General features: G+C 48.8%; 12 protein-coding genes. 5 read left to right on the forward strand and 7 right to left on the reverse strand.

The genetic code is table 11. The annotated features are described in order from the left end of the window. The first annotated feature begins 74 nt into the window (after positions 1 to 74). From pyrE to miaB, 5 genes are all read left to right on the forward strand, one after another. Positions 75 to 740 (forward strand): orotate phosphoribosyltransferase, encoded by a 666-nt coding sequence (gene pyrE / locus DDZ15_RS14445; RefSeq protein WP_109647831.1) that lies wholly within the window; start codon positions 75 to 77, stop codon positions 738 to 740. Beyond that, on the forward strand, positions 728 to 1,198 hold the full coding sequence (locus DDZ15_RS14450) for a hypothetical protein (RefSeq protein WP_109647832.1): 471 nt from the start codon (positions 728 to 730) through the stop codon (positions 1,196 to 1,198). Before pyrE ends, DDZ15_RS14450 begins: the two co-directional genes overlap by 13 nt. A gap of 129 nt (positions 1,199 to 1,327) precedes the next feature. After that, positions 1,328 to 2,128 carry an FKBP-type peptidyl-prolyl cis-trans isomerase gene (locus tag DDZ15_RS14455; RefSeq protein ID WP_109647833.1) on the forward strand — a complete coding sequence of 267 codons (801 nt, stop codon included), beginning with the start codon at positions 1,328 to 1,330 and terminating at the stop codon, positions 2,126 to 2,128. Positions 2,129 to 2,168: 40 nt separating this feature from the next. Continuing rightward, the gene (locus DDZ15_RS14460; protein WP_109647834.1) at positions 2,169 to 3,530 is read left to right on the forward strand and encodes a hypothetical protein; all 1,362 of its coding nucleotides are present in this window, start codon (positions 2,169 to 2,171) and stop codon (positions 3,528 to 3,530) included. Between the two features lie 198 nt (positions 3,531 to 3,728). After that, a complete protein-coding gene (miaB, locus tag DDZ15_RS14465) occupies positions 3,729 to 5,090 on the forward strand; it encodes a tRNA (N6-isopentenyl adenosine(37)-C2)-methylthiotransferase MiaB (protein ID WP_109647835.1) in 1,362 nt (453 codons plus the stop codon). Positions 5,091 to 5,228: 138 nt separating this feature from the next. Here miaB and DDZ15_RS14470 read toward each other — a convergent pair whose 3' ends face one another. From DDZ15_RS14470 to DDZ15_RS14500, 7 genes are all read right to left on the reverse strand, one after another. After that, positions 5,229 to 6,029 (reverse strand): DUF4382 domain-containing protein, encoded by an 801-nt coding sequence (locus DDZ15_RS14470; RefSeq protein ID WP_146198605.1) that lies wholly within the window; start codon positions 6,027 to 6,029, stop codon positions 5,229 to 5,231. 127 nt (positions 6,030 to 6,156) lie between these two features. Further along, the gene (locus DDZ15_RS14475; protein ID WP_109647837.1) at positions 6,157 to 7,065 is read right to left on the reverse strand and encodes a hypothetical protein; all 909 of its coding nucleotides are present in this window, start codon (positions 7,063 to 7,065) and stop codon (positions 6,157 to 6,159) included. A 171-nt stretch (positions 7,066 to 7,236) separates the two neighbouring features. Next, positions 7,237 to 8,061: a DUF4382 domain-containing protein gene (locus tag DDZ15_RS14480; protein ID WP_109647838.1), complete on the reverse strand. Its 825-nt coding sequence runs from the start codon at positions 8,059 to 8,061 to the stop codon at positions 7,237 to 7,239. A 152-nt stretch (positions 8,062 to 8,213) separates the two neighbouring features. Next, positions 8,214 to 9,104 carry a hypothetical protein gene (locus DDZ15_RS14485; RefSeq protein ID WP_146198607.1) on the reverse strand — a complete coding sequence of 297 codons (891 nt, stop codon included), beginning with the start codon at positions 9,102 to 9,104 and terminating at the stop codon, positions 8,214 to 8,216. A 13-nt stretch (positions 9,105 to 9,117) separates the two neighbouring features. Further along, positions 9,118 to 10,362 (reverse strand): glycogen-binding domain-containing protein, encoded by a 1,245-nt coding sequence (locus DDZ15_RS14490; protein WP_109647840.1) that lies wholly within the window; start codon positions 10,360 to 10,362, stop codon positions 9,118 to 9,120. Beyond that, the gene (locus DDZ15_RS14495) at positions 10,359 to 11,099 is read right to left on the reverse strand and encodes an isoamylase early set domain-containing protein (protein ID WP_109647841.1); all 741 of its coding nucleotides are present in this window, start codon (positions 11,097 to 11,099) and stop codon (positions 10,359 to 10,361) included. Before DDZ15_RS14495 ends, DDZ15_RS14490 begins: the two co-directional genes overlap by 4 nt. After that, a complete protein-coding gene (locus DDZ15_RS14500) occupies positions 11,096 to 11,668 on the reverse strand; it encodes an RNA polymerase sigma factor (protein WP_109647842.1) in 573 nt (190 codons plus the stop codon). Before DDZ15_RS14500 ends, DDZ15_RS14495 begins: the two co-directional genes overlap by 4 nt. Positions 11,669 to 11,719 lie beyond the last annotated feature (51 nt).

Genomic DNA, 11,719 nt, shown 5'->3' on the forward strand with positions numbered 1-11,719 from the left:
TTGTAACTTATACCGGATAACGGAAAAAAAGAAAATAAGGCCGTTTCCCTTTTTACTGATAAAGAAGACAAGGCATGACAGATACAACAGAAAACTATATAATTCTCGACCCGGACTTTGCAAGAAAAATTGCCAAACACCTGCTCGACATCAATGCAGTGGTTTTGCGTCCCAACGAACCGTTTACATGGGCATCCGGATGGAACTCACCCATTTACTGCGATAACCGGTTAACGCTCCGCTACCCGGAAATAAGAAAAGAAATTTCACAAGGACTCATCCGCATTATCGAAAAGCATTTTTCCGATGTGGATGTGATAACCGGCACAGCCACAGCGGGTATTCCGCATGCCGCCTGGGTTGCAGGTTCACTGAATAAACCTCTGGCCTATGTAAGGGCCAAAGCCAAATCCTACGGACTCGGCAATCAAATAGAGGGCGGGGTAGACAAGGGACAGTCAACGCTTGTTATCGAAGACCTTATCTCAACCGGCGGCTCGGCAGTATCCGTAATCGAAGCCCTGCAGTTTATCGGCGCTGAAGTTCGCGGTGTACTAAGTATCTTTACGTATGGATTTGAAAAAGCCACGGAAAAGTTCAACAACCTCAACATCCCCGTTTATTGCCTCACAGACTATCAGACGCTGATTGAAGTGGCCGTCGATGAGGGCAGAATCGAGGAAAATGATCTTGATCTGCTGAATGCCTGGAGAGAAAACCCTTCTGAATGGCCGAATTGAACAAATCCGAGATTTACGAATTCACAGCTGCGGCTTCTGCACTGGCGCTGATTACCGGGCATAAACTGGCCAGGAACTTCCGCTATTACCGATCTTCTGAACCCGACATTATTCGCAGGGATAACCTGATTTCTCTGTGTATTTCCATCCGTAAGGACGCCTTCAGCCTTCACAATATGATGTGCAGCGCCGACAAGAAGCCGTCATTTTTTGTAGCCCTTGCAGGCCGGATCAGCGACAGGCTCGAAGAGCTGCACCGGAAACTTCTGTTTTTTGAACCCGGTTCCATAACAGACGCTATAGAGATTATTGACCGGCAGCGTACTTTCTGGAAAAGATGCGACGATGAGCTTTTTTATGAAAACGGCCTGATTGACCGGCTTGAAAATGATGTACCGGAAGCCATGTTAAAAATTGAGGTACTGCTGAAACAATTACCCCGTTATGTAATCCTGTAAAAGGAGTGCCGGTCTTCAATTTTGCATGATCCCAGGCTTTTGGACAGGTGCATGCAGCTCCGGCGCGCAATGATTTGGCACAAAAACCAATTTTAAAGTAAACCGTTTAATCTGACTCAATTCAACCTGATGAAAAAGCTTTTATTCCCACTGATTCTTTTGATAACCACCGGCTGCCTGAACTCTTCCGTTGAGGAGTACGATGATACGGCTGATCTCGCCTTCTATGAGGAGTTCAGTCAGCGGGACGATGTAGAGCAAACCAACAGCGGCCTGCTTTACCGTATTATTGAGCCGGGTGAGGGAGATTCACCCGATGAGAACCTGTTCAGCTTTGTTCGTTATGAAGGCAGTTCCGTAGATGGCGAGGTCGCATTTTCCACTAACGAAGAACTTGATATTTTCCTGCCCGAAGAGATGACCACATTCAGAGGCCTTGCAGAAGGCATTCAGCTGATGTCTGCCGGTGCAGAGTACGAATTTGTTCTGCCATCCAACCTTGCCACGGGCGACGGCAGGGTATTTTCTTTTAATATGGAACTCGACTCTTTCCTGATTGAACCGGATGAGTTTCTCAGCCAGAATGCGCAAAATCAGGACATCACGGAAACAAACAGCGGCCTTCAGTACCGGATTATTACGGAGGGACAGGGAGAGGCACCTCAGGAAGATGACGCAGTTAGCGTGAATTACACCGGCAGTTATACGAACGGTTTTGTATTTGACGAGTCACAGGATGGTCCGGTTCAATTCTCCGTATCATCCGTTATACCCGGATTCAGAGAGGGTCTGCAGCTGATGGCTCCGGGTTCAGTCTATGAAATTTTTATACCGTCCGATATCGGTTACGGTACAAATCCCCCTCAGGGAATACTGCCGGGAGCCGTTCTTGTATTTGAGATTGAACTTGTTGAAATCGTGGAGCCATAACAAACACTGACTCCGGCGACAAACCAAACAATATTTACAGATGAATCTTTTTCTGAAAAATTTCATCCTTCTTCTTGTCGCTGCCATCCTCTTTTGGGGCTGCGATGCAGTATCTGTCACCAATCCGGGCGACGATGACGATGAGGATACCCTGGTCGCATCAACAATTATTGGCGGATCGGCTGACGATACAGCCGCTTCCGTCATCAGAACCTCTGATGAAGGCTTTCTGGTTGTAGGATCATTTACTTCTGTAAATGGTGATTTTGGGGGGTTGTCTGTCGGGTCACAAGATATGTACGCCGCAAAACTGAATGCTGACGGAGAGGTAGCCTGGATCAGGTCTTTTGGCGGCAACAACATGGACGGTGCCACCGATGTGCTTGAGGATACGGAAGGAAATTTTGTAATTGCAGGTTATTCGGCCAGCAATACTGGCACATTCAGCGGACTGAGCAGGGGAAACCGGGATATTGCCCTGGTCAAAATTTCAGCAGATGGCACGTTTATCTGGGCCCGAACATATGGCGGATTCAATGACGAGGAGGCAACGGCTGTTGCAGAGGGTCCTGAGGGAGGGTATGTCATTACAGGGTATACCCGGTCGATTGACGGTAACTTTTCATTTCGAAACAATACCAGCTCCGATATTTTTTTAATCCTAACCGATTTCAACGGGCAGCCGGCCTGGTTCAGATCCTATGGTGGAACGTCCGACGACGAAGGAACAGACCTGACCATCAGCATTCAAAACAGAATCGCGGTTACCGGCTCCTTCAGCTCAACAGACGGTACATTCGGTAATGTACAGCCCGGCCAGACCAGCTTTTTCATACTTGAGTCGGAACTGAACGGTGCCCTCTTTGCTGTTACGACCTATGGCGGGTCGGGTGTCGATATAGGCAATTCCATCATTTCCACCACAGACGGCGGATTTGCAATTGCAGGTACCAGCAGCTCCAATACATTTCATTTCGACTCAATCAACCGCGGCGGTTTTGACGCATTCATTATGAAACTGAACACGGCGCGGGCCATTGAGTGGGTAAGCACCTATGGAGGATCGGGCATTGACAGGGCTTCCGGCCTGACCGAAACTGCAGACGGATTCTACAGGATTGCGGGTGAAACGACCTCACCTGACGGCGATATTGCCGGCCTGAACAAGGGCGGCTTCGACCTTTTTCTGCTGACAGCAGACGGTGACGGAACCTCACTTTTTAGTGTCCGACTGGGCGGCAGCAATGATGAACGAGCTACTGAACTGATTGAGCTCGACAATGGTGACTTTGCACTTTCAGGCTTTACCCGCTCCTCAGACGGGGATTTCAGCTCCCGCAGCGGATCCGATAACGATGCTCTGTTTATTTTTGGCAATCCCGATCCTGAATCCGGTGAGTAGCTTGCCTCTTCGACGCGATTTATCCGGTTGAACAGCCTTTGGCTCAGAATGAGTGATGAGCCGCGCCCGACTGTACTGAGGATTGGAGACTGATGGGATCGCGATTAACCGGGAGAATGGTGACAACCGCTGTGATATTTTGTATCTTTTCGCTCGCTGAATTCCGAGAACTTCCAAAATGATGTGCAAACCGGATAGATGGATAACAAACGATTTTACATAGAGACCTACGGCTGCCAGATGAACTTCGCCGATACCGAAGTTGTAAACTCCATTCTGATGGACAATGGCATGGATCCGGTTCAGTCTGCCGAAGAAGCGGATATCATCTTTGTGAACACCTGTTCTATCCGGGAAAACGCTGAAACCCGTGTCTGGAACCGGCTGAAGGAGTTTAGATCACTTAAAAAAGAAAAGGGTGAGCTGACGGTCGGCGTGATGGGTTGCATGGCGGAGAGGATCAAGGAACAAATTATTGAACAGGAGCAGCTGGTGGATATTGTCGTGGGACCTGATGCCTACCGTGACATTCCCAATCTGCTCAAAGAAGTACACGACGGCCGGAAGGCGGTCAATGTGCTGCTCTCACTTGAAGAAACCTATGCGGATATCACTCCGGTTCGAACCAGCGGCAACGGTGTTACGGCGTTTGTATCTATCATGCGCGGATGCGACAATATGTGTGCATTTTGCGTGGTGCCCTTTACGCGCGGACGCGAACGAAGCCGGCCGATGAGCAGCATACTCAGGGAAGTTGAACAGCTTCGCGAACAGGGATACAAGGAAGTAACCCTTCTTGGCCAGAATGTAAACTCATACAATTACGAGGGCATTGATTTTACAAGGCTGATGGATGAGGCCAGCAGGGCCAATCCCGAAATCCGTTTCCGGTTCTCATCTCCCCACCCCAAGGATTTTCCGGAACCACTTCTTCATCTCATTGCGGAACGCCCGAACCTGTGCAATTATATCCATATACCGGCGCAGGCCGGCAGCGATACCATGCTTGAGAGAATGCGCCGCCCCTATACCCGAGAACAGTATTTGAAGCTTATTGATCGCATGAGAGAGATTATTCCGGGTGTATCACTCTCAACGGATATTATCGCCGGCTTTTGTGATGAAACCGAAGAGGAGCACCAGGCAACCATGAGTCTGATGAAGATTGTGGAGTACGATCTGGCCTACATGTTCGCCTATTCCGAACGCGAACGGACCCTCGCTCACCGTAAATATGAGGACAATGTTCCGGAGGAAGTGAAAAAACGGCGATTATCAGAGATCATCAAACAGCAGATGAATATACAGCAGAAAAGCAATGAGGCCGAGGCCGGCCGGCGGCATCTGGTGCTGGTTGAAGGTGAAAGCAAGCGATCGGACCAGCAGCTATCAGGCCGAACCGATACCAATAAAATGGTGGTTTTTGATCGTCTCGATTTTGGAAAAGGAGACTACGTAGAAGTTGAAATCACGGGAAGCACCTCTGCTACACTATTCGCAAAACCCGTCAGGAAAAGCTCCATTGCCGAATTTCATGCCGGGCAAGCCGTGCCCGCGTAAGGCACATTTTTTTTATAGATTGGCAAACTATTTTCACACTTATACTTTTGCGTTCGAAAAAGTATAAAAAAACCTGCCATTTAATCACCGGCAGGTTTTTCTACTTCTCTCTCAACATCGAATTAAAACAGTCAACCACTACTCAGTGGGCGTTGTATCCAGTTCAACGGTGTCAACATCTGTAGTTTCGTCTACTTCAACAGTTACATCATCCAATATTTTTGGCTCATATCCTTCCTCGCGAGCCTCTATTGAAACTTTGTAGGAGCCTTCCTCCAAGCCTACCAGCATAAATTCGCCATTCGCTTCGTCGGCATAGGTTGTAGAGAGCGTATCGTCGCCAGCGATGGCAAATACAGCGGCTCTTGCCTCAAAGGGAGTCACTATTCCTGCAATATTTCCGGTTTCAGCTCTATTTGACGCTCTGATTACCGGTTTAAGTAGAAATCCGGGAAACGGGGCCTGACCGGTTTTTACAACACTTCTCTCCGCATCAAAATCGAGCAGTATGGTGTATTCAATACCTTCCCTGATTTCCGCATCCACATTGATCTTGACTCCCGTCTGTGCTCCGCTTGGGATGAACAGGCTGCGGGTTTCACCGTCTACCACAACAGAATTTTCATCGCGGCTGACAATAAGCCTGATCTGGGGATAAAAGCCTGGCTCAAGTTCTACATCAGCCAGCAGCTCAAAGTTTCCATTGGTCAACTGCAGGATATCATAAGACTGGTTCGGTTCACTGATCACCTGCCAACCTTCGTCTCCCTCAGTATTATTAATCTCTACACGTTCTACAAAGATGTTTACGGCTTCATAGTCGGCCGGCGCATCATGCAGAAGCACTTTTAGACTTCCTGTTCCTGTTTCCACATCCATGGAGCAGCCGGCAAAAAGAATGGCGCTCAGGGCAATAAGTGCTGAAATGACTTTTTTCATTGTTACGTTACTTTTTTGTTCTATTGTTTTCTGCGCAAATGTAATTGTATGGTTCCATACAACTGCGCAGTTCTCTTTATCTATGGCCGTATGACGACCGATGCTGAAATGGGTTACAATTATTTTTTCAAAATATTCCACTACCCGTCTTAAAAGGTTTTGACGCCTTCAAACCTGCAGGGATATTCCCCTGAGGGCCCGTTGACTGCCCCCCGTTAAACAAATTCTGAAGGATATCAGACGCAGGGGAGCCTCCCTGCAGCTGTCTTCGCAGACCCTCGGCCACTGCCTGTGCAGGCAACCTGCTGCGGCGCTGCGCCATGTTCATCGCTCCGGGAAGTTTCAGCAGATCCTCCGACTCAAACCCTCCCTCCAGCGCACTCACAACCATCCGGGCCGTCGCTGCAGGTTCGCTCGCTGCGGTAGGCAGATCACTCAAAATGCTGATCGCCGTTACAATACCTGAGGCACTCGATCGCTCAAGGGCGGGCCCCCCTGCTACCTCCTCCAGGGTTTGTACCAACACCTCTCGGTCCATGCTCTGCATCAGCCCTTTTGAACCGGCGCGGATCATTTCATTGCGAAACCGCTGCTGACTCATCCTCCCATCGCGTGAGAGCATCCGCTGCACCCCTGGCCTCTGCACCCAGTTGTCGGTAATCCCGGCCGCCTGCGAAGAACTGGAGGCAATAGAGGCCAGCACAGGCTGCATTCTTGAGACAGGTACACCTTTGGACATGCCCTCAAATGCCTTTTCAAAAATGAGTTCGTAGGGCAGATTCTCACCCGCCATGGCTGTAGCCGGTTCCAGAATCCGCAACAGCTCCTCGCTGCTTATGCCGCTCTGGACGGCACGCTCACCAAGCTGATCCAGACGAACAGGATCAACGCCCGCTTCCAATGCGTGTTCAGACGCATCTGAATTGACCTGTGCTTTCGTGCTCATCGGGGCTATAATCACCATCATCAGTAAAGCGGAAAGATGATAAAACAGCACCGAACCCGATTTTCTAATTCTTTTTGTTATAAAAAACATCTCTCCTCTCGTTCATTATTTGGAGAATGTAAGACGAGCTGTGAAGGAAATGGTTACTGGAATGTGGTTGGCGCCTGATGATTTTGCATTTTCAGAGATAGCACAAAAAGAAAAAGGCCCCGGATCAGAGGGGCCTTTTTTGGGAAATTTAACAAATGGGGTATTCGTCGTCTACTGGGCGGTACCCAGTTCAATTGTTCCGACATCGTTGGTCTCACCTATCGTTACTTCTACATTTTCAACTGATACGGGACCGTAACTGTTTGCATCTGCCGATACCGTATATGTTCCCTCTTCGAGACCTACCAGAAGAAACTCTCCGGTCACTTCATCTGCATAGGTAGTTGAGAGGGTGTCGGCTTCCGGAGTATTAAAGCCCGTAATGGCATATACTGCAGCGTTTGCTTCAACCGGCGATACGGTACCACCGATATTACCGGAAATTGCTTCGGGAGTGGCTCTGATCACAGGCTGCAGAATAAATCCGGGGTTGTCAGCCGCACCTGTTTCCACGACCGATTTTTCCGCATCGAAATCGAGCAGGAGGACATATTGAATTCCCTCTTCGATTTCTGCATTTATATTAAGTTTTACGCCTGTTTCTGCACCGCTGGGTACAAAAAGGCCGTAGGATTGCCCGTCTTTTACAACCGTGTTCTGATCCCTGCTCACTACAAGCCGAATTTGCTCATAGATACCCGCTTCAAGCTGTGCATTTGCAATCAATTCAAACTGGCCATTGATAAGCTCAAGTATGTTATAGGTTTCATTGGGCTCACTAATTGTTTGCCAGCCGTCATCACCGCTAGTATTGTTCACGTCCACACGCTCTACGAGAATATTTACCTCTTCATAATCGGCTGCGTTATCATGCAGCTTCACCTGTAGTGTTCCGACACCCGGGTCGCTGTTCAGGGAACAACCGGTTATCAGAATTAAACTTAGTGCTGCAATTCCTGCAACGACTCTTTTTAATGATTTAAGTGATTCTATCATTTTATCGTATTTTTAATCAAATGGATAATTGTTGTTATGCACCTATAGGACGATCAACTTCCGATCACGTTACATTTCTTTAATCACCGGCCCTCAAGCAAAAAAAAAGGCCAACAACGTCGTCAGCCCTTTTTCCTATTACTTCAATTCTGTTACCCGGGAGGTCCCTGTCCCCTTCCCTGGCGCCCTCCATCAAGTCCGGGGGGCAAGTTACCGGGGGGGCCTCCCCCCACGTTTCCGTTAAACAAATTCTGAAGGATATCAGACGCAGGAGAGCCTCCCTGCAGCTGTCTTCGCAGACCCTCGGCCACTGCCTGTGCAGGCAACCTGCTGCGGCGCTGCGCCATGTTCATCGCTCCGGGAAGTTTCAGCAGATCCTCCGACTCAAACCCTCCCTCCAGCGCACTCACAACCATCCGGGCCGTCGCTGCAGGTTCGCTCGCTGCGGTAGGCAGATCACTCAAAATGCTGATCGCCGTTACAATACCTGAGGCACTCGATCGCTCAAGGGCGGGCCCCCCTGCTACCTCCTCCAGGGTTTGTACCAACACCTCTCGGTCCATGCTCTGCATCAGCCCTTTTGAACCGGCGCGGATCATTTCATTGCGAAACCGCTGCTGACTCATCCTCCCATCGCGTGAGAGCATCCGCTGCACCCCTGGCCTCTGCACCCAGTTGTCGGTAATCCCGGCCGCCTGCGAAGAACTGGAGGCAATAGAGGCCAGCACAGGCTGCATTCTTGAGACAGGTACACCTTTGGACATGCCCTCAAATGCCTTTTCAAAAATGAGTTCGTAGGGCAGATTCTCACCCGCCATGGCTGTAGCCGGTTCCAGAATCCGCAACAGCTCCTCGCTGCTTATGCCGCTCTGGACGGCACGCTCACCAAGCTGATCCAGACGAACAGGATCAACGCCCGCCTCAATGGCCCGGTTCATCGCATCCTGTGAAATTTGTGCGTTCACAACGTTTGTGCTGAAAAGCCAAAGTATCCCTATAAGGCAGGCACCTGCAATCTTGAAATATGTACTGTACGTATTCATGGTTCCCACAATTTTAATCAATAAATATCATTCCGTTTGTACCGCCAAAACTGTCGGTAACGGTGTACGTTTCGTCTGACAGTTCCACCCAGTTTTCATCAGATCCTTCCACAAGCAATATTTTGTATTCATACACACCCGGTTCCAGCTCAAGGCGGGCGGCGTACCGGTTTCCGTTTTGATTAGAGAGCGGAACTCCCGGTTTATCCCAATCATTAAAATCGCCGGTAATAAAAAGCCGGCCATCGCCCTTGTAATTGAGCTGTACAAACACCTGCTGCGTACCGTTTGATGTCCACTCCACATCCGCCCTGTCTTTATCTCCAATTGAAGGAAACAAAGAAACACGAACGCCAGCCGTAACATGGATATCCGTAAACGATTCACCGGATGCCGATGAGCTGTAGTTCAGCAGATCACCCTGAAACAAAAATGACAGGTTACGATTCAGCTGCCATGCAGCCCCGAGGCCTCCTCTCAATAGAAAATCAGCTTCCGACGTGGTCAATTCACCTCCCGGGTTACCAATCGGCGGAAATCCGCCCCCACCGCCTGTTTCCGAGGTTATAGTATATCCAAATCGCTCAAATCCGGCATTAATGTTGACTCTAAACGACCTGTCGATCCTGTGCTCAACAATTGACCTGAGACCTATATTTGCCGAAGGGTCCGCAATGTTTCCATACAAGGCAGAACGGACCTGCCATCTGAAACCAGGCCAGGTTTCAATTTCAATGGTGTAACTATCGTATCGGTCACTGACATTTGACCCGTCTGGATCAAAATTGTGCAATGTTCTAAAGCTGGACCCCGCCTTGAATCGAAGCTGCGTAAAAAGTGATGGTGTTACAGTGATGACAGGCTGCAGCCAAAACAGATCGCGTCTTAAGATTGTCGAAAAATAACTGGCGCCTGTTTCCATTCCGGCAGAAACATGGTCTGAAATCCTGTACCGGCCCGACAGTGAAGTAAATAATCCGGTCCATGTATCGCGCTCATCAAAGAATGGCTGGTATACGTAACCTGCTGTAGCTTCTGTAGAAAATTTGTCGGCAGCATAAGAGATTTGTCCCAACGATGCACCCATGAAGTAACCTGATTCCCCGCTTCGGTCCCACTCAGCAAAGTATGGGTTCAGATAGGCATTCCCTGTATACCCGCTTCTGGTATCCAAAAGCAATACACCCTGCCAACTCTGACAGTAGCTCTGAATCGGTATGATTGAAAGTATGATCATGGCTGAGAAAATAGTTCTCATAAATAGAGTACCGCATTTTTATTGCCGAAGCCGTCGTCCTGCTGAACCTCTGCGAGCGGATCTGTTACCCACTCCTCACCATCTTTCACAAACATATATTTGTGCTCACCACGTGTAACAGGGATCATGCCGGTCCACACCTGACGGCCATCCATAATCTCACGAGAAAGCTCCGTGGGTTCCCAATCATTAAAATCACCGGCAACTTCAATCGTTTCGGCAGATTCATCAAAGTAGACAAAACGAATCCATATTTGCGATTCTGCCTCAGAACCGGAAATAGTCTGGATCTCTGTTTGTCTTTCCCCATCAAACCCTTCGCCCGCAGCCGGCTGCATTTGAGTAAACAGCAGATATCCGAATCCAAAGGATATCAAAATCATCGCAGCAGCTGCCAGTACAGGGTGAAATGTGACGGTTCTTTTTCTAAATATTGAAAGGGGCTCTGCGGACTTATTCTTTGAAATTTCTGTTTTTTCAGGCGCAGATTCGGCCTGTTCAATCCTGTTCATAACAGAATCTTTGAAATTATCGGGAACCGTAAATGAGCCCGGGTCCTGCATCTGCAAAAAGCCCATGCTGAGCGATCTTTCAAACCTTAGCATCTCACGCATTTCTTCACTATCCGCAATCATGTGAAGAGCCTCACGCTCCTCACCGGAACTCAATTCACCATCCAGATAGCGCCGAAACAGTTCTTCCTGCCTGTCGAATTGATAACTATTCTCATTCATCATTGAACCTCTTTATTTAACCTGTATTTCAACTCTTTCCTTGCGCGGTGCACCCGTACTTTCAGGGCGCTCACCGACACCCCGGTCTGTTCCGACATTACTTCATAGCTCATACCATCTCTGTATTTGTATAGAAACGGCTCTGCATATTCAGCCGAAAGGCCATCCAGGGCACTGGCCAGCAGCTCTTTCCACTCCTTCATCTCCAAACGCTTAAACGGTGTCTTATCCTCTTTAAAGAGATTATCCAGATATCCCGCTTCAAACTCACTGAATCGTTTATTCTGCCTGCGGATATTTTTTGCGTAGTCACGACAGTGATTCATAGCTATCATATAAAGCCATGAAGAGAACGCTGAATTTTTATTGAACTTGCCCAGTTTCTCATACGCCTTAACAAATATCTGCTGAGCCAGCTCTTCCACCTCATCTTCGTCTCTCTCAAACCGGCGCACCACATGAAACACCACCGGCGCGTACCGGTCAATAAGCACGCTATACCGATCTCTGGAACCGTTCAGGATCTTATCAATTATCTCAAACTCCGATTTCTTCAGTTCATCCGAATTCATGAGCGGAACGCTGTCGCGGGTACTTTGTAAACGTGTGACGATGCAGTTTCA

The sequence above is a fragment of the Rhodohalobacter mucosus genome, assembly GCF_003150675.1.
GTDB classification, from domain to species: Bacteria; Bacteroidota; Rhodothermia; order Balneolales; family Balneolaceae; genus Rhodohalobacter; species Rhodohalobacter mucosus.

Coding starts and splice junctions, on each gene's coding strand:
- DDZ15_RS14460 (WP_109647834.1), top strand. CDS start 2,169: ATGAATCTTTTTCTGAAAAATTTCATCCTTCTTCTTGTCGCTGCCATC.
- DDZ15_RS14470 (WP_146198605.1), bottom strand. CDS start 6,029: ATGAAAAAAGTCATTTCAGCACTTATTGCCCTGAGCGCCATTCTTTTT.
- DDZ15_RS14490 (WP_109647840.1), bottom strand. CDS start 10,362: ATGAGAACTATTTTCTCAGCCATGATCATACTTTCAATCATACCGATT.
- DDZ15_RS14480 (WP_109647838.1), bottom strand. CDS start 8,061: ATGATAGAATCACTTAAATCATTAAAAAGAGTCGTTGCAGGAATTGCA.
- DDZ15_RS14455 (WP_109647833.1), top strand. CDS start 1,328: ATGAAAAAGCTTTTATTCCCACTGATTCTTTTGATAACCACCGGCTGC.
- DDZ15_RS14495 (WP_109647841.1), bottom strand. CDS start 11,099: ATGATGAATGAGAATAGTTATCAATTCGACAGGCAGGAAGAACTGTTT.
- DDZ15_RS14485 (WP_146198607.1), bottom strand. CDS start 9,104: ATGAATACGTACAGTACATATTTCAAGATTGCAGGTGCCTGCCTTATA.
- miaB (WP_109647835.1), top strand. CDS start 3,729: ATGGATAACAAACGATTTTACATAGAGACCTACGGCTGCCAGATGAAC.
- DDZ15_RS14450 (WP_109647832.1), top strand. CDS start 728: ATGGCCGAATTGAACAAATCCGAGATTTACGAATTCACAGCTGCGGCT.
- DDZ15_RS14475 (WP_109647837.1), bottom strand. CDS start 7,065: ATGTTTTTTATAACAAAAAGAATTAGAAAATCGGGTTCGGTGCTGTTT.
- pyrE (WP_109647831.1), top strand. CDS start 75: ATGACAGATACAACAGAAAACTATATAATTCTCGACCCGGACTTTGCA.
- DDZ15_RS14500 (WP_109647842.1), bottom strand. CDS start 11,668: ATGAATTCGGATGAACTGAAGAAATCGGAGTTTGAGATAATTGATAAG.